At 68.3% G+C, this 16,815-nt stretch carries 14 protein-coding genes; 7 read left to right on the top strand and 7 right to left on the bottom strand.

The window, feature by feature from the left end:
• Nucleotides 1–46 precede the first annotated feature (46 nt).
• From dnaK to AR539_RS17740, 5 genes are all read left to right on the top strand, one after another.
• Nucleotides 47–1,909 carry a molecular chaperone DnaK gene (gene dnaK, locus AR539_RS17760; RefSeq protein WP_066439750.1) on the top strand — a complete coding sequence of 621 codons (1,863 nt, stop codon included), beginning with the start codon at nt 47–49 and terminating at the stop codon, nt 1,907–1,909.
• Between the two features lie 2 nt (nt 1,910–1,911).
• Complete coding sequence (locus AR539_RS17755; protein ID WP_066439748.1) at nt 1,912–2,568, top strand: nucleotide exchange factor GrpE; 657 nt, start codon at nt 1,912–1,914, stop codon at nt 2,566–2,568.
• Nucleotides 2,569–2,742: 174 nt separating this feature from the next.
• On the top strand, nt 2,743–3,723 hold the full coding sequence (locus AR539_RS17750) for a DnaJ C-terminal domain-containing protein (protein WP_197410666.1): 981 nt from the start codon (nt 2,743–2,745) through the stop codon (nt 3,721–3,723).
• Nucleotides 3,724–3,738: 15 nt separating this feature from the next.
• The gene (locus AR539_RS17745; protein WP_066439740.1) at nt 3,739–4,161 is read left to right on the top strand and encodes a heat shock protein transcriptional repressor HspR; all 423 of its coding nucleotides are present in this window, start codon (nt 3,739–3,741) and stop codon (nt 4,159–4,161) included.
• A gap of 250 nt (nt 4,162–4,411) precedes the next feature.
• Nucleotides 4,412–4,810, top strand: a complete 399-nt coding sequence (locus AR539_RS17740) for a hypothetical protein (protein WP_197410665.1) — start codon at nt 4,412–4,414, stop codon at nt 4,808–4,810.
• A 3-nt stretch (nt 4,811–4,813) separates the two neighbouring features.
• On the opposite strand, the gene AR539_RS17735 is transcribed toward AR539_RS17740, so the two are convergent.
• The 6 genes from AR539_RS17735 to AR539_RS17710 all read right to left on the bottom strand — a co-directional run bounded on the left by AR539_RS17735 (nt 4,814) and on the right by AR539_RS17710 (nt 11,302).
• Nucleotides 4,814–5,650, bottom strand: a complete 837-nt coding sequence (locus AR539_RS17735; protein ID WP_197410664.1) for an HpcH/HpaI aldolase family protein — start codon at nt 5,648–5,650, stop codon at nt 4,814–4,816.
• Nucleotides 5,635–6,420, bottom strand: a complete 786-nt coding sequence (gene hpaH, locus AR539_RS17730) for a 2-oxo-hept-4-ene-1,7-dioate hydratase (protein ID WP_066439738.1) — start codon at nt 6,418–6,420, stop codon at nt 5,635–5,637. Before hpaH ends, AR539_RS17735 begins: the two co-directional genes overlap by 16 nt.
• Nucleotides 6,421–6,422: 2 nt before the next feature.
• The gene (gene hpaD / locus AR539_RS17725) at nt 6,423–7,511 is read right to left on the bottom strand and encodes a 3,4-dihydroxyphenylacetate 2,3-dioxygenase (protein WP_066439737.1); all 1,089 of its coding nucleotides are present in this window, start codon (nt 7,509–7,511) and stop codon (nt 6,423–6,425) included.
• A 76-nt stretch (nt 7,512–7,587) separates the two neighbouring features.
• A complete protein-coding gene (gene hpaE / locus AR539_RS17720; protein ID WP_066439736.1) occupies nt 7,588–9,120 on the bottom strand; it encodes a 5-carboxymethyl-2-hydroxymuconate semialdehyde dehydrogenase in 1,533 nt (510 codons plus the stop codon).
• A 12-nt stretch (nt 9,121–9,132) separates the two neighbouring features.
• Nucleotides 9,133–9,801, bottom strand: coding sequence for a GntR family transcriptional regulator (locus AR539_RS17715; protein ID WP_066439735.1), 669 nt, complete (start codon nt 9,799–9,801; stop codon nt 9,133–9,135).
• Nucleotides 9,794–11,302, bottom strand: coding sequence for a fumarylacetoacetate hydrolase family protein (locus AR539_RS17710; protein WP_066439734.1), 1,509 nt, complete (start codon nt 11,300–11,302; stop codon nt 9,794–9,796). Before AR539_RS17710 ends, AR539_RS17715 begins: the two co-directional genes overlap by 8 nt.
• 253 nt (nt 11,303–11,555) lie before the next feature.
• Between AR539_RS17710 and AR539_RS17705 the strand changes: the two genes are divergently transcribed.
• Nucleotides 11,556–13,475, top strand: coding sequence for an FAD-binding monooxygenase (locus AR539_RS17705; RefSeq protein ID WP_066439733.1), 1,920 nt, complete (start codon nt 11,556–11,558; stop codon nt 13,473–13,475).
• A 180-nt stretch (nt 13,476–13,655) separates the two neighbouring features.
• On the opposite strand, the gene AR539_RS17700 is transcribed toward AR539_RS17705, so the two are convergent.
• Nucleotides 13,656–15,065: an aldehyde dehydrogenase family protein gene (locus AR539_RS17700; protein ID WP_066439732.1), complete on the bottom strand. Its 1,410-nt coding sequence runs from the start codon at nt 15,063–15,065 to the stop codon at nt 13,656–13,658.
• A gap of 253 nt (nt 15,066–15,318) precedes the next feature.
• Between AR539_RS17700 and AR539_RS17695 the strand changes: the two genes are divergently transcribed.
• A complete protein-coding gene (locus AR539_RS17695; protein ID WP_066439730.1) occupies nt 15,319–16,788 on the top strand; it encodes an APC family permease in 1,470 nt (489 codons plus the stop codon).
• Nucleotides 16,789–16,815 lie beyond the last annotated feature (27 nt).

Here is a 16,815-nt window from a genome sequence, read left to right as displayed (position 1 = left end):
TCCGCAGCTATCTCAGCAAGTTTCCACGGAAAGAAGGAAGCACCACATGTCACGTGCAGTAGGTATTGACCTCGGAACCACCAACTCTGTCGTCTCCGTTCTCGAAGGCGGCGAGCCCACCGTTATTGCCAACGCCGAGGGCGGCCGCACCACGCCGTCGGTCGTTGCTTTCTCCAAGTCCGGGGAAGTGCTGGTCGGCGAGATCGCCAAGCGCCAGGCCGTCAACAACATTGACCGCACCATCGCGTCCGTCAAGCGCCACATGGGTACCGACTGGACCGTCGGCATCGACGACAAGAAGTACACGGCGCAGGAAATCTCCGCCCGCATCCTCATGAAGCTGAAGAACGACGCCGAGTCCTACCTCGGCGAAAAGGTCACCGACGCCGTCGTCACCGTCCCGGCCTACTTCAACGACGCCCAGCGCCAGGCCACGAAGGAAGCCGGCGAGATCGCCGGCCTGAACGTCCTGCGCATCGTCAACGAGCCCACCGCGGCCGCCCTGGCCTACGGCCTGGACAAGGGCAAGGAAGACGAACTCATCCTCGTCTTTGACCTCGGCGGCGGAACCTTCGACGTCTCCCTCCTGGAGGTCGGCAAGGACGAAGACAACTTCTCCACCATCCAGGTCCGCGCCACCGCCGGCGACAACCACCTCGGCGGCGACGACTGGGACCAGCGCGTTGTTGACTACCTGCTGAACCAGCTCAAGGTCAAGGGCATCGACCTCTCCAAGGACAAGATCGCCCTGCAGCGCCTCCGCGAGGCATCGGAGCAGGCCAAGAAGGAACTGTCCTCCTCCTCCAGCACCAACGTCTCCCTCCAGTACCTGTCTGTCACCCCCGACGGCCCGGTCCACCTGGACGAGCAGCTGACCCGCGCCAAGTTCCAGGACCTCACCAAGGACCTGCTGGACCGCACCAAGAAGCCGTTCCAGGACGTCATCAAGGAAGCCGGCATCAAGCTCTCCGAGATCGACCACATCGTGCTCGTCGGCGGCTCCACCCGCATGCCGGCCGTCTACGACCTCGTCAAGGAACTGGCCGGCGGCAAGGAACCGAACAAGGGCGTCAACCCGGACGAGGTCGTCGCCGTCGGCGCCGCCCTGCAGGCCGGTGTGCTGAAGGGTGAGCGCAAGGACGTGCTCCTGATCGACGTCACCCCGCTGTCCCTGGGCATCGAAACCAAGGGTGGCATCATGACGCACCTGATCGAGCGCAACACGGCCATCCCCACCAAGCGGAGCGAGACCTTCACCACCGCGGATGACAACCAGCCGTCCGTGGCCATCCAGGTCTTCCAGGGCGAGCGTGAGTTCACCCGCGACAACAAGCCGCTGGGCACCTTCGAACTGACCGGCATTGCCCCGGCACCCCGCGGCGTCCCGCAGGTCGAGGTCACCTTCGACATCGACGCCAACGGCATTGTGCACGTGTCCGCCAAGGACAAGGGCACCGGCAAGGAACAGTCCATGACAATCACGGGCGGTTCCAGCCTCTCCAAGGAAGACATCGACCGCATGGTCCGGGACGCCGAGGAGCACGCAGCCGAGGACAAGGCCCGCCGCGAGGCAGCCGACACCCGCAACACGGCCGAGCAGCTCGCCTACTCCGTGGACAAGCTGATCGCCGACAACGCTGACAAGCTGCCGGAAGAGGTCAAGACCGAGGTCAAGGCCGACGTCGACGCCCTCAAGGCCGCCCTCGAAGGCACCGATGACGCCGCTGTGAAGACTGCGTTCGAGAAGCTCCAAGCTTCCCAGACGAAGCTCGGCGAAGCCATCTACGCCCAGGCCGGTTCCCCGGACGGCGCCGACGGCTCCACCGGCGTCCCCGCCGGTGACAAGGCAGCCGGCTCCGACGAGGACATCGTCGACGCCGAGATCGTTGACGAAGACGAGAAGAAGTAACCATGCCGCACCACGGTAACGAAGAAGAGCACGGTTCTTCCGAGAGCCGCCGCGACGCCAGCCAGGAGAACGAGCCGCAGAAGCCGATCATCCACGACAACCGCAAGGTTGATCCGAAGACCGGCCAGGCCCGCCACCCGGACCAGGAGCACGCCGAATCCGGGGATGCACTGTCCCAGGCGGAGGACATCCTCAACAGCGTTGAGGTGCCTGCGGAGGAATCCGTGGCCCAGGGTGCCAACGGGGCCGAAGCGGAGGAGCTCAGGAATGATCTCCGCCGCCTGCAGGCCGAGTACGTCAACTACCGCAAGCGCGTGGAACGCGACCGCGCCGTGGCAGGGGAGATGGCCGTCATCGGCGTCCTGAACTCCCTGCTCCCGGTGCTGGACGACGTCGACGCCGCCCGCCAGCACGGTGACCTCGCGGACGGACCGTTCGCCGCGATCGCCACCAAGCTCGAGGCTGCGCTGAAGACGTACGGCCTGGTGCGCATCGACGAGACCGGCGTGGAGTTCGACCCCACGATCCACGAGGCGCTCATCCAGCAGCCCGGCCAGGACATCGAGATCGACACCGTCAGCCAGGTCCTGCGCTCGGGCTACCGGGCAGGGGAGCGGGTCCTCCGCGCAGCACAGGTGATTGTGGCCGTACCGGCGTAGTCACCACCGCGCCTCCGCGGATGAGGGGGCCCCGCCCCTCCGCCGGGGGCCGAGGATCTACGATCCTCGGCCACCCGGCTCCGGCAGGCCCGATGCCACTCCCGGGCCCCCTCATCCGCTGCGGCGCTTCCGCGGTAATCTCGCCTTACGCATGTATTTTGAAAGGAAACGCCATTGGCTAGCCAAGATTGGGTGGACAAGGACTTTTACAAGATCCTTGGTGTCGCCAAGGACGCTTCCGACGCTGATATCAAGAAGGCTTACCGGAAGCTTGCCCGGCAGCACCACCCGGATACCAATGCGGGGAATGTTGCGTCGGAGAAGAAGTTCAAGGACATCTCCGAGGCGTACTCCGTGCTTTCCGATCCGGATGAGCGCCAGCAGTACGACGCCATCCGCGCCATGGGCGGGGGCGCCCGGTTTGCCCCCGGTGGCGGCGGGGCGGCCGGCGGGGCCGGGTTCGAGGACCTCTTCGGGGACCTGTTCACCGGCGGCGGAGGACGCCATTCCGGCGGCTACAGCACCTCCGGCGGCATTCCGCCGGAATTCGCCGACCTGTTCGGCGGGGCGGGCGGCTTCGGCGGGGGCCAGTCCTTCCAGCGCGGCCCGCAGAAGGGCGCGGACCGGACAGCGTCCACCTCCATTTCCTTTGCCGGGTCCATCCGCGGCACCACCATCGGCCTGCGCGAACCGGACGGCGAGGTCATCGACGTCCGCATCCCGGCCGGCATCAAAGACGGGCAGAAAGTCCGTGTCCGCGGCAAGGGCCAGTACGGCCCGGCCGGCAACGGGGACCTCATGGTCACCGTCTCGGTGAAGCCGCATGATTTCTACGTCCGCGACGGCGACAACCTGCGCATCCACGTCCCGGTCACCTTCCCGGAGGCAGCCCTGGGCGCCGACATCGAGGTCCCCACCATCGACGGCGACAAGGTCAGAGTGCGGGTCCCTGCCGGCACGCCGTCGGGCCGCACGCTCCGGGTCAAGGGCCGCGGCGTCAAGCACGCCAAGGCCACCGGCGACCTGCTGGTGACCATCGACGTCGCCGTCCCGCGGAAGCTGAACAAGGATGCGGAGGAAGCCGTCAAGGCCTTCGCCACGGCCACGGCCGGGGAAGATGTCCGCGCCGAACTGGCAGCCAAGGCCCGGCTCTAGGAACGGGTGCCTGGAATGGCCATCGATTACGAGCAGCCGATCTTCGTCATTTCCGTCGCCGCGGAACTGGCAGACATGCACCCCCAGACGCTGCGGCAGTACGACCGGCTGGGCATCGTCTCGCCCAGCCGCGCCCCCGGCAAGTCCCGGCGCTACTCGCAGCGGGACGTCAACATGCTCCGCGAGGTCCAGCGGCTGTCGCAGGAGGGTGTTTCCCTCGAGGGCATCAAGCGGATCCTCCAGCTGGAGAACCAGGTGGCCGCCCTCCAGCGGCGCGTCACCGAACTGACCGAGGAACTCAGCCGCCGTCCCCGCCCACTCGACTCCCGCATCTTCGCCGCCGGCGCCGCGGGCGACGTCGTCAGCCTGGCCCGCGGCCAGCGCCCCAGGGCCCGGTCCCAGGCCGTGGTTGTGTGGAGGCCGCGGAACGGCGACTGAGCCGTGCCCCCGCCGGGCAAGTAGTCGGCGGGCCCGGGGTGAGTACCCGCCCCCGCCTCCGCGTAGCGGCGGCCCGCAAAGACGGGTACAGCGTTTGCGTGACTTCGGACCCGCCCAGCCGTTTGAATTGTTCCGGCAGGAAATGCTGGCTCACAGCCAGTGCAACGACGGCAGCCGGGGGGCACCGCATGATTGTTCAATTTTCGCCGGGGGGAACGGCACCTGGACCCGCACTGATCGCGGGCAGGCCATGAATTCCGGACTGCAGCAACTGGCCATGTTCGCGGGCTCCCTCACGGGATCCATCCTGCTGACCCTGGGCCAGACCATCGTGGTCATCTGTGTCTGCTTCGACATGGTCCGCGCCCTGTCCGTGCCCAGGTCCCACAGCCGCTTCGTGGCGAACACCGTCTTCACCACCCTGGCCTGGCCCTCGATCCTCATTAGCGCGGTCAGCGTGCTGATCGACGCCGCCAGCGGAACCTGGCAGGACGTCGCTGCGGGGGTCTTCGTGATGGTGATGGTGATCTTCCGGTGGCGCCACGGCGGCGACGAGGACAGCTGGTGGAAGGGCAAGGGCAAGAAGCTGGCCGGCTGGTTCCGGCGCCAGGCTGCCTTCCGGCCCGCGCTGGCGCCGGCCGCAGCCTGAGCCTCAGTAGCTGGCGGGGGAACCGCCGCCCGGCTCAACCGCCGGGTCCGGCCGGACGTACTCGGCGGCAAGCGCCTCGGAGCCCCGCGCTAGCAGCGCCACATCGGCGCCCACCAGCACAAACGCCGCACCGGCGGCCAGGTACGCGCGGGCCGTTGCCGGGTTGAACGCGTTGACACCGGCCGGTTTTCCGGCCGCCGTGGCGGCGGCAAGGCACTGTTCGACGGCGGCGCGCACCTGGGGGTGTTCCTGCTGGCCCAGCAGGCCCATGGACGCGGCGAGGTCGGAGGGCCCCAGGAAGATGGCATCCACGCCGTCGACCGCCAGGATGTCCTCCACAGCGTCGACGGCCGCGGCCGATTCGATCTGGACCGTCACGCTGATGGTTTCGTTCGCGCGGGCGAGGTAGTCCGGGATCCGGTTCCAGCGCGCGGCGCGGGCCAGGGCGGAGCCCACACCCCGGACGCCGTGCGGCGGGTACCTGGTGGCGGCAACCGCGGCTTTGGCCTCGGCCGCCGAGTTCACCATGGGGACCAGCAGGTTTTGGACGCCGAGGTCCAGGTACTGCTTGATCAGGACGGTGTCGTTCACCGGGGGCCGCACCATCACGTGCACCGGGTAGCCGTGGACCGCCTGCAGCTGGGCCAGGATGGACTCCAGCCCGTTGGGGCTGTGCTCGGCGTCGACCAGCAGCCAGTCCAGCCCGGAGCCGGCGCAGAGTTCCGCCACCAGGGGGCTGCCCGAGCACACCCACATGCCGGCCAGGGCGCGGCCGGACGGGCCGGCCTGGCCGTGCAGGGCATCCCGGAACGTGGCGTCGGGCTCTACTCGAAGCGGCATGTGATGCTCCCCAGGGGTCCGTAGTCGGCGTGGACGGTATCGCCTTTGTACACCCAGAGCGGCCGCGTGAACGAGCCTGCCAGGATGATGTCGCCGGCCTTCATGCCGTCACCGTGGGCGGCGATCTTGTTGGCCAGCCAGTGCACCCCGTTGGCCGGGTGGTCCAGGACACCGGCGGCCACGCCTGTTTCCTCCACGGTCTGGTTCTTGTAGAGGATGGCGGAGACCCAGCGCAGGTCCACGGCGTCGGGCTTCACCGGGTTGCCGCCCACCACCATGGCGCCCATCGCGGCGTTGTCCGCGATGGTGTCCACGATGGTCCGGCCCTCCATCTCGATCCGGGAGTCCAGGATCTCGAGGGCCGGCACCACGTAGTCAGTGGCGTTCAGGACGTCGAAGATGGTGCAGCCGGGCCCGGCCAGGTCCTTCTTCAGCACAAACGCCAGTTCCACCTCCACCCGCGGGTGGGTGTACCGGTCCCACTCCACGGAGCACCCGGTCTCGAGCACCATGTCATCGAAGATGGCGCCGTAGTCCGGCTCGGTGATGCCCGTGGCGGCCTGCATGGCCTTGGAGGTGAGCCCGATCTTGCGGCCCACCAGCTTCCGGCCCGCGTCTTCGTTGCGCCGCCGCCAGAGCTGCTGCACGGCGTAGGAGTCCTCCACCGTCATGTCCGCGTAGCGGGCGGTCAGGCGGGGAACCGGGGTGCGGCTGCGGCCGGCCCCCAGCAGCTCGTCGGCGATGGCCTCGATCGTAGTGGCATCCAGCATGGCTACAGCTGCGCGCCGAGCTTGAAGCCGGTCTTTTCCCCGGCGTGGCCGTCCTCGTCCTTGCGGGTGTAGGAGAAGCCGTCGGCCCCCACGGTCACAGCCATCTCGGAGGCATCGGTCCGCTCAATGACAGGCTGCGGGTTGCCGTCGAGATCCAGCACCAGGGAGGCCTCGGTGTACCAGGACGGGACCACGGGGTTGCCCCACCAGTCGCGGCGCTGGTTGTCGTGCACGTCCCACGTGATGGTGGGGTTGTCCGGGTCGCCGGTGTAGTAGTCCTGCGTGTAGATCTCCACGCGGTGCCCGTCCGGGTCCAGGATGTACAGGTAGAAGGCGTTGGAGACGCCGTGCCGGCCGGGACCGCGTTCGATCCGGTCGCTGATGCGCAGGGCGCCCATCTTGTCGCAGATCTGGATGATGTTGTGCTTCTCGTGGGTGGCGAACGCGACGTGGTGCATGCGCGGGCCGTTGCCGCCGGTCAGGGCGGTGTCGTGCACGGTCTGCTTGCGGTGCATCCACGCGGCGTACGTGACGCCGTCGGAGTCCTGGATGTCCTCCGAGACGCGGAAGCCCAGGTCCTCCAGGTACTTCCGGCCGCGCGGGACGTCCGGAGTGACCTGGTTGAAGTGATCCAGGCGGACCAGCTCGCCCGCGGAGTACAGGTCGTAGCGCTGGGTGAGGCGTTCCACGTGCTCCACCTCGTAGAAGAACTCGTAGGGGAAGCCCAGCGGGTCCTCCACGCGGACGGCGTCGCCGATGCCCTTGGTGAAGCCGTCCTTGCGGCGCTCCACCCGGCAGCCCAGTTCCCGGTAGTACGTCTCGGCGGCGTCCACCTCGGCCGGGGACTTCACCCGGTACGCGAAGGCCGCGACGGCGGCGATGGGCCCCTTGCGGAGCACCAGGTTGTGGTGGATGAACTCCTCCAGGGAACGCAGGTAGATGGCGTCCTCGTCCTCCTCGGTGACGTGCAGGCCCAGGAGGTCCACGTAGAACTCGCGGGACTTGGCGAGGTCGGTGACCACAATCTCCATGTAGGCGCAGCGGACAATGTCCGGTGCCGGGACGGAAGGGGTGGGAACGAAGTTGGTCATGGGATTCTCTCTTCTTTGAAAGGGGTCTGGGGAAGGTCCGACGGCGGCCGGCGCGGCTCAGGCGCCGGGCTGTGTTCTAGGCGCCGAATTTGGGGGTGTGGCCGAACTTAGGAGTATGTACGGTGCCGAGCGTGATGTGGACGGCCTGCTGGTCGGTGTAGAAGTCGATCGAGCGGTAGCCGCCCTCGTGGCCCAGGCCGGAGGCCTTGACGCCGCCGAACGGGGTGCGCAGGTCGCGGACGTTGTGGCTGTTGAGCCACACCATGCCGGCCTCCACGTTCTGCGAGAAGTTGTGCGCGCGGGTCAGGTTTTGGGTCCAGATGTAGGCGGCAAGGCCGTACTTGGTGTTGTTCGCCAGGGCGAGGGCCTCGTCGTCGGAGTCGAACGGGGTGATGGCGACCACCGGGCCGAAGATCTCCTCCTGGAAGATCCGGGCGTCCGGGGCGACGTCGGCAAACACGGTCGGGGCGATGTAGTTGCCCTCCGGAAGGTGGTCAGGCCGTCCGCCGCCGGCCAGCAGCCGGCCCTCGGACTTGCCGATCTCCACGTAGGAGGCCACCTTGGCGTAGTGCTCCGGGTGGACCAGGGCGCCCACCTCGGTCTTGGGGTCGTGCGGGTCGCCGACCACGATGTCCTTGGCACGGGCGGCGTACTTCTCGCAGAATTCCTCGTACACGGCGCGTTCCACCAGGATCCGGGAGCCGGCGGTGCAACGCTCACCGTTGAGCGAGAAGACCCCGAACAGGGCGGAGTCGATCGCGGCGTCGAGGTCGGCGTCGGCGAACACAACGCAGGGGGACTTGCCGCCGAGCTCCATGGACAGGCCCTTGAGGTTGGCGGCGGCGTTGCGGAAGATCGTCTGGCCGGTGGTGGTCTCGCCGGTGAAGGAGATCAGCGGGACATCCGGGTGCTTCACCAGCGCGTCGCCGGCTTCCTCGCCCAGGCCGTTGACCAGGTTGAACACGCCGTCGGGCAGGCCCGCATCCTTGAAGATCTGCGCCCACAGCGAGGCCGACAGCGGGGTGAATTCCGCCGGCTTGAGCACCACCGTGTTGCCGGTGGCCAGCGCCGGGGCCAGCTTCCAGGACTCGAGCATGAACGGGGTGTTCCACGGCGTGATGAGGCCCGCGACGCCGATCGGCTTGCGGTTGACGTAGTTGATCTGGGAGCCGGGGACCTTCATGGCGTCGTCGAACTGGGCCACGATCAGGTCGGCGAAGAAGCGGAAGTTCTCGGCCGCGCGCAGGGCCTGGCCCTTGGCCTGGGTGATGGGCAGCCCGGTGTCGAAGGTCTCCAGTTCGGCGAGGCGGGCCTCCTGGGCTTCGACGGCGTCGGCGATCCTGTTCAGGACGCGGGCACGCTCGCGGGGCTTCATCTTCGGCCAGGGGCCGTTGGTGAACGCCTCGCAGGCGGCGGCGACGGCGAGGTCGATGTCTTCCTTCTGCCCGGCGGCGGCCGTGGCGTAGTTGGTGTTGGACACCGGATCGAGGACATCGAAGGTCTTGCCGCCAACGGAGTCAACGAACTTCCCGTTGATGTAGTGCTGGATGTGGGTGGGCAGGTCCTGGGGGACGTAGTGGGTGGCGGTTTCTGAGGCAGGGAACGTCATTGTTGTGTCTTCCTAACTGTGGCTTTGGGCGAGGTAAGCGTCCAGGGTGGCGGACCGGTGCAGGCGCGCGGCTTTCTCGATGGCGTCCGCGCCGGCGCCGGTTTCGATGAGGCCCAAGAGCGCCTCGTGTTCGTCGACGGACTGGTGGGCGCGGCCCGGGACGAAGCGGAACGTGGAGGACCGCAGCGCGGCCAGCCGGTTCCAGCCCCGGTGGACGAGGTCCAGGATGTGCGGGTTGGGGCAGTGTTCGAAGAGGATGCTGTGGAAGTCCTGGTTCAGGGCAGTGAACCGCACGGGGTCGAAGTGCTCCAGGCAGTTGCGCATCTCGGCGTTGACGGCGCGGGCACGGGCAATGTCCGCTGCCCCGACCAGCGGAGCCGACAGGGCCGTCGCAGCGCCTTCGATGATGCTCAGGGTCTGCATGGTGTACAGGTATTCGGTGGGGTCGATGCCGGCGACGGTGGCGCCGATGTTCCGCTCGAACGTGACCAGCCCCTCGGCTTCGAGCCGGCGGATGGCTTCGCGGACCGGCACCACGCTGACGCCCAGGTCCTCGGCGATTTTCGCCAGCACCAGCCGGTAGCCGGGGGAGTAGGTCCCGTCCACAATGCGTGCCTTGACGGCGGCATAGGCCTGCTCGGACTTGCTGGCCGGACGCGCGGCTGCTGCTGTCTCAGCCATGGGATTTAGCAGCTTCCCACTCTTCGTACTTGGTGCGCCATGCGGCGTTCAGCGGGTAGAGGCCGTCCACGCTGTGCCCCTGCTGCACCATCTCGGCGATGAAGGTCTCTTCGCGTTCCTGCGCGATGGAATCGTCCGCGAGCTCTTCCGCGAGGGCCGGGGGGATGACCAGGATGCCGTCGGAATCCGCCACGATGATGTCCCCGGGCTGCACGGTGGTGCCGCCGCAGGCGATGGTGATGTCCGTGTCCCACGGGATGTGCCGGCGGCCCAGGACGGCCGGGTGCGGATTGGCGTAGTAGGTGGGCATGTCCATCGCGGCCACGGCGGCGAAGTCGCGCACGCCGCCGTCGGTGATGACAGCGGCGGCGCCACGGACCTGCGCCCGGAGAGCCAGGATGTCGCCGATGGTGCCGGTGCCCTTTTCGCCGCGGGCCTCCATGACCAGGATCTCGCCCTCGTTGACGGAATCGATCGCCTTCTTCTGCGCGTTGAAGCCGCCGCCGTGGGTCTTGAAGAGGTCCTCGCGGTTGGGCACGTAGCGCAGGGTCCGGGCCAGGCCCACGATGCGTTTGTCCGGGCGGGTGGAGCTGAGGCCGTCGATGCTGACGTTGTTCAGGCCCCGCTTGCGCAGCTGGGAGGAGAGTGTGGCGGTGCAGACGCTTTCCAGCTTCGCCTTCAGTGCAGGGGAGAGGGCAGGCCCGACGGCGGCGGTCGAGTCCGCCGGGAGGCCCGCCGCTTCCCGGGAACCGTAGGCCTCTTCCCGCTGCAGGTCGTCGGTCTTGGGCCCGGCGCCGAAGTCCGCGAACGCCGTCGTGCCTTCCGTGACGGTGGTGACCAGCCGGCCGGTGGTGAGCGGCGCGCCGCCCGCGGCGTCCGGCGTCGTGCTGACTTCCACCTCGACGACGTCGCCCGGCGCGGCCACGGAGGCGCCGGCGGGCGTGCCGGTGAGGATGATGTCCCCCTCCTCGAGGGTGAGCAGCTGCGAGAGGTCCGCGATGAGCCGGGCGAACGGGAAGAGCAGGTCCTCGGTGGTGTCGTCCTGGACCAGTTCCTGGTTGTGCCAGGTGCGGATCCGGAGCCTGGCGGGGTCCACGGTGTCCGCGGCGATGAGTCCGGGGCCTACCGGGGTGAAGCCGTCGCCGCCTTTGGAGCGCAGGTTGGAGCCCTTGTCCGCGTAGCGGAGGTCGTACACGCCGAGGTCGTTGCTGGCGGTGACCCATTCGACGTGGCTCCAGGCGTCGTCGATGCCCACCCGGCGGGCGGGTTTGCCGATGATGAGGGCGATCTCGCCCTCATAGCCGAGGAGTTCGCAGCCGGCCGGGCGTTCCACGGAGGACGGAGCTGTAGCCGAGCCGGTGGCCAGGGAGGAGGATGGCTTCAGGAAGTACGAGGGCTGCTCCGGGGTGCGCCCGCGCTGCGCCGCACGGCTGGGGTAGTTGATGTGCACCGCGATGACTTTGCGGGCCGCGGCCAGAGTGCGGTCGGTGACGTGTTCCAAGAGCTACTCCTCATCGAGTACGAAATCGTATACGAAGACTATGGCCCGTGAGTGCGGGGCGCGTCAACCCCTGCTCCCGGCAGTACGAGCGGCTGCTAGCCGGCACCGCTTGTAACCTGCGTCATATCTGCCGTACAGTTTTTGGACAGCGCAGCATTTCTATAATCGAACGTCCTGTTCCATTATCGAACACAGTTGGACCCAAGACCACAGCTCCGGCCTCAGGCCGCCCACAACGAAGTGAGGAAAGCCCTTGCATTTCCACCACCACGGTTACGTATCCGGTGACCCGCGAGTCCAGCCGGCCGCCGGCGTCGGCATCAACCGTCCCGCGCAGCTCCCCGACGACGTGGACGTGCTCATTGTTGGCACCGGGCCGGCGGGCATGCTCACGGCGGCGCAGCTGTCCCAGTTCCCGGGCGTCACCACGCGGATCGTGGAGCGCCGCGGCGGCAGGCTGGCCATCGGCCAGGCCGACGGCATCCAGGCCCGGAGCGTCGAGACCTTCCAGGCATTCGGCTTCGCCGAGCGGATCATCGCCGAGGCCTACCGCATCACCGAGATGGCCTTCTGGAAGCCGGACCCCGCGGACCACTCCCGGATTGTCCGCGCCGCCCGCGCCGTGGACGACCCCGCCGGCATCTCCGAGTTCCCGCACCTGATCGTGAACCAGGCCCGGGTCCTGGACTATTTCGGCGAGTTCATGGCGAACTCGCCGGCCCGGATGGCGCCGGACTACGGCTATGAGTTCCGCGGCCTGGAGGTCACCGGCGAGGGGGACTACCCCGTCACCGTGACCCTGCTGCGCACGTCCGGCCCGGACGAAGGCCGGGAGGTCACCGTCAAGGCGAAGTACGTGGTGGGCGCGGACGGCGCCCGGAGCAAGGTGCGCGAGTCGATCGGCTGCACGTTGGCCGGCGACCAGGCCAACCACGCCTGGGGCGTCATGGACGTCCTGGCCAACACCGACTTCCCCGACATCCGCACCAAGTGCGCCATCCAGTCCGGTTCCGGCGGCAGCATCCTGCTGATCCCGCGGGAGGGCGGCCACCTCTTCCGGATGTACGTGGACCTCGGCGAGGTGGCACCGGGCGACGCCGGCGCCGTGCGCAGCACCACCATCGAGCAGATCATCGCCAAGGCGAACGCGATCATGCACCCCTACACGCTCGATGTGCGGAACGTCGCCTGGCACAGCGTGTACGAGGTGGGCCACCGCCTCACCGACCGGTTCGACGACGTCCTGCCGGAGGAGCGCGGCACCCGCACCCCGCGGGTGTTCATCACCGGCGACGCCTGCCACACGCACAGCGCCAAGGCCGGCCAGGGCATGAACGTCTCGATGCAGGACGGCTTCAACCTGGGCTGGAAGCTGGGCCATGTGCTGGAGGGCCGCAGCCCGGAGAGCCTGCTGGCCACCTACTCGGCGGAACGCCAGGTCATCGCCAAGAACCTCATCGACTTCGACAAAGAGTGGTCGACGCTGATGGCGAAGAAGCCCGAGGAGTTCAACAGCCCCTCCGAGCTCGAGGATTTCTACACCAGCACCGCAGAGTTCCCTGCCGGCTTCATGACCCAGTACGCCCCCTCCATGCTGGTCGCCGAGCCGGCGCACCAGGACCTGGCCGCCGGATTCCCCATCGGCAAGCGCTTCAAGTCCGCCCCCGTGGTGCGGGTCTGCGACACCAACCCGTTGCAGCTGGGCCACCAGGCCATGGCCGACGGGCGTTGGCGGATCTACGTCTTCGCCGACGCAGCCGCTGCCGGTGCGCCGTCGCCGGCCGCCGAATTCGCCGAGTGGCTTGCCGGCGCGCCGGACTCGCCGCTCGCCGCCACCCCCGAGGGTGCCGACGCCGACGCCTGGTTCGACGTGAAGGTCATCTACCAGCAGGACCACGCGTCCCTCGACATCGGGGCCGTGCCGGAGGTCTTCAAGCCGCAGGTGGGGCCGTTCCAGCTCAACTACCTGGAGAAGGTCTACGCCACCGATCCGGCGGCAGACATCTTCGAGCTGCGCGGCATCGACCGCGGCGGCGCGGTGGTGGTGGTGCGCCCGGACCAGTACGTGGCCAACGTCCTGCCCCTGACGGCCACGGCCGAGCTCGCCGCGTTCTTCGCACCCCTGCTGCGCACCGGCCACCGCGCCGCCGAGCTCCAGGACCACGCGGGCTAGGTCCCGGGGACCCGTGCCGTCGGGCCGCGGCTGCGACACGGCAGCGGCCCGGCGGCACGGCAAAGGCCCAGCGACACGGCAAAGGCCCTGTGACACGGAAACGGCCCAGCGCTGCGGGTACACCGCGGCGCCGGGCCGTTTGCGTGTCGCGGGACCGGACCCGCCGCGCACCGGGTCCGGTCAGCCGTTGATCACCTGCGGAACCCCCAGTGCCTTCAGGCCTTCGACGCCGAATTCCAGTCCGTAGCCCGACTGCTTGGCGCCGCCGAAGGGGATGCGCGGGTCCACGGCGCCGTGCTTGTTGATCCAGACAGTGCCGGCCTCGAGCCGGGCAGCGACTTTGCGGGCTTCCGCTGCGTCGGCGGACCAGACGGAGGCGCCGAGGCCGACGTCGAGCGCGTTCGCCATGGTGACCGCCTCGTCCACTGAGCTGTAACGGATGATCGGGAGTGCGGGGCCGAACTGTTCCTCCGCGACCAGCGGGTTGGTGTTGTCGATGTCGGCCACCAGGGTGGCGGGATAGAAGTGCCCGGGCTGGGCGGCGTCCGGGTCGCCGCCCACGAGAATCCTGGCCCCGGAATCCCGTGCCGCTTCCACCAGGCGGGACACGACGTCGTACTGCTGCCGGTTCTGCAGCGGGCCGAGGACGTTGTTCTCGTCCAGGCCGTTGCCCATCGGCATCGCGGCGGCGACCTCGGTGAGCGCGGCGCAGACGGCGTCGTAGATGTCCTCGTGCACGTAGAGGCGCTTGAGGGCGGCGCAGGTCTGGCCGGTGTTGATGAACGCGCCCCAGAACAGGCCTTCGGCGATGGTTGCGGGATCGGCGTCGGGCAGGACGATGCCGGCGTCGTTGCCGCCGAGTTCCAAGGTGAGGCGCTTGACGGTGTCGGCGGAGGATTTGATGATGGCTTTGCCGGTGGCGGTGGAGCCGGTGAACATGATCTTGCCGATGCCGGGGTGTCCGGCCAGGGCCTCACCGACGTCGCGGCCGCCGGAGACCACCGACAGGATGTCGTCGGGCAGTTCCTGGTTCAGGATGTGGACGAGGGCCAGGACGGACAGCGGGGTGTATTCCGAGGGTTTCACCACCACGGCGTTGCCCATCCGCAGGGCGGGGGCGAGCTGCCAGACTGTGATCATCATGGGCCAGTTCCAAGGGCCGATCGCGCCCACGACGCCGATGGGCCGGTAGTGCAGTTCGGCCCGGGTCTCGCCGTCGTCCACTACGGTTTCCGGGTCCAGCGCGGTGGTTGCGGCGACGCGGAGCCACGCGGCGCAGGCGCCAACCTCGAAGCGGGCGTTGGGACCGTTGAGCGGCTTGCCCTGCTCGCGGGAGAGCAGCCGGGCCAGTTCCTCGGCGGAGCGTTCGACGGCGTCGGCCGCCCGCAGGAGGGCAGCCGACCGGGCGTCGTGGCCCAGCGCGGCCCAGGCCGGCTGCGCGGCTGCGGCCGCGGCGACGGCCCGCTCAAGATCCTGGGCGGTGTGGACCGGCGCTTCGCCGACGGCGGTGCCGGTCGCGGGGTCGAGGATGGTCCGCGTTTCGCCGGACGCCGGGGCGATCGCGGCCAGGAGGGCATCGTAGGTTTCCATGGGTACTCCACATCGAGTAGTTGAGGCACTGGGGCATCTCCGAGTGTGCCCCGGGACCGGACCCGCGGTCTTGTCTTTGCGCGAAGTGCCGTTGACCCACTGCGAAGGATTACCCCTGCGCCGGATCCGTTGCGCTGGGGAACAACAACCGGTCACTGATCGACAAAGAGGTGACGGGTGTCACCTGCAAAGCTGAATGCCACGGTGCCAGGCGCCGCCCTATCCCAGACTCATGACCGTTAAGAAGGATCCGATGAGTATTTCAAATTCCACGTCCCGGACCGCAGTGTCCAGTCCCCGCACGGAGCACTCCACTGCGCTGCGCGCCGGCAGCGTTGGCGTGATGGGCATTCTGTTCTTTGTCCTGTCAGCCCAGGCGCCGCTGACCGGAATGGTCGGCGCAACACCGCTGGCCACGGCCCTGGGCAACGGCGCCGGCGCCCCCGGGGCGTATCTGGTGGTGGGGATTGTCATTGTGGTCTTTGCCGTCGGGTTCGTCGCGATGAGCCGGAAGATCCAGGCCAACGGCGCCTTCTACGCCTATGTGACGGCCGCCTTCGGGCGGAAGACCGGAGCGGGAGCCGCATGGCTCGCGCTCCTCGCGTACAGCACGGTCCAGGCCGCCATGTACGGGCTGTATGGCGCGGCGTTCTCGGGGCTCCTCGGATCCGCCGGGGTCATGGTTCCCTGGTGGCTGCTGGCTGTGGTCACCATGGCGGGCGTGCAGGTACTGGGATCCCTCAACATCGAACTCGGGGCAAGGGTCCTCGCGGTGCTCGTGGGGCTGGAGGTCGCCATCCTGCTGATGTTCGGCTTCACCGTGCTGTTGCGCGGCGGCGGCCCGGAGGGCATCAGCCTGGCGGCGTCGTTCTCTCCCGCGGCTATCGGGGCAGGGGCGCCCGGCGTGGCCATCATGTTCGCCGTCGCCTCCATGTTCGGCTTCGAATCCACGGCGATCTATTCTGCCGAAGCGAAGGACGCCCACCGCACGGTTGCCCGTGCCACGTACCTGTCCGTGGGTGTGATCGCCGTGTTCTTCTCCTTCATTTCGTGGATGCTGGTCAGCTACTACGGCCCGTCCCAGGTCATTGACGCCGCCGGCGCGGCCCTCGAATCGGGCGATTCGACCTCATTTGTGCTGACGCCGATGGTGGAGCTGTTCGGGCCGTGGGCTGGAACGGTCACCGGGGTCCTGCTGGTGACCTCCCTGCTGGCGGGCATCATCGCCTTCCACAACGGCATCAACCGCTACCTCCATTCGCTGGCACTGCGCGGCTCGATGCCCCGCAGCGTGGCCCGGACCAACCGGCACAAGGCCCCGGAAGTGGCCGCACGGATCCAGACCGGCATTGCGTTCCTGCTGGTGGCGCCCTTCGCTGTGCTGTCCCTGGACCCTGTCCTGACCCTCTTTTCCTGGTTCAGCGGGCTGGCCGTCGCGGCACTCCTGGTGCTGTACATGCTCTGCTCCCTGGCCGTCGTCGCATACTTCCGGCGCGAGAGGGTGCCGGGCCAGCTCTGGCAGACGGCGGTGGCGCCGGCGCTCGCCGCGGTGCTGCTGGGCTGGGTCCTGTCTCTGGTGGTCAGCAACTTCACCGCACTGATTGGCGGCAGCACCGAAACAGCGGTTGCCCTCCTGCTGGCAGTCCCCGTGGTGTTTGTTGCCGGTGTGCTCGTGGAAGTTGCCGTGGAGCGCAGGGCCGTGCGCACGGGCGCCGCCGTGTAGTTTACGGCCGCAGCCAGAAGGGGCGGT

The sequence above is a fragment of the Arthrobacter sp. EPSL27 genome, assembly GCF_001512305.1.
Taxonomy (GTDB): domain Bacteria; phylum Actinomycetota; class Actinomycetes; order Actinomycetales; family Micrococcaceae; genus Arthrobacter.
This window is presented reverse-complemented; position numbering and strand designations above follow the sequence as displayed.

What these genes read in the sequence shown, in the direction of transcription:
- AR539_RS17695 (WP_066439730.1), top strand. Translation starts at nt 15,319, where the DNA reads ATGAGTATTTCAAATTCCACGTCCCGGACCGCAGTGTCCAGTCCCCGC.
- AR539_RS17700 (WP_066439732.1), bottom strand. Translation starts at nt 15,065, where the DNA reads ATGGAAACCTACGATGCCCTCCTGGCCGCGATCGCCCCGGCGTCCGGC.
- AR539_RS17715 (WP_066439735.1), bottom strand. Translation starts at nt 9,801, where the DNA reads ATGGCTGAGACAGCAGCAGCCGCGCGTCCGGCCAGCAAGTCCGAGCAG.
- AR539_RS17755 (WP_066439748.1), top strand. Translation starts at nt 1,912, where the DNA reads ATGCCGCACCACGGTAACGAAGAAGAGCACGGTTCTTCCGAGAGCCGC.
- hpaE (WP_066439736.1), bottom strand. Translation starts at nt 9,120, where the DNA reads ATGACGTTCCCTGCCTCAGAAACCGCCACCCACTACGTCCCCCAGGAC.
- dnaK (WP_066439750.1), top strand. Translation starts at nt 47, where the DNA reads ATGTCACGTGCAGTAGGTATTGACCTCGGAACCACCAACTCTGTCGTC.
- AR539_RS17735 (WP_197410664.1), bottom strand. Translation starts at nt 5,650, where the DNA reads ATGCCGCTTCGAGTAGAGCCCGACGCCACGTTCCGGGATGCCCTGCAC.
- AR539_RS17740 (WP_197410665.1), top strand. Translation starts at nt 4,412, where the DNA reads ATGAATTCCGGACTGCAGCAACTGGCCATGTTCGCGGGCTCCCTCACG.
- AR539_RS17745 (WP_066439740.1), top strand. Translation starts at nt 3,739, where the DNA reads ATGGCCATCGATTACGAGCAGCCGATCTTCGTCATTTCCGTCGCCGCG.
- hpaH (WP_066439738.1), bottom strand. Translation starts at nt 6,420, where the DNA reads ATGCTGGATGCCACTACGATCGAGGCCATCGCCGACGAGCTGCTGGGG.
- hpaD (WP_066439737.1), bottom strand. Translation starts at nt 7,511, where the DNA reads ATGACCAACTTCGTTCCCACCCCTTCCGTCCCGGCACCGGACATTGTC.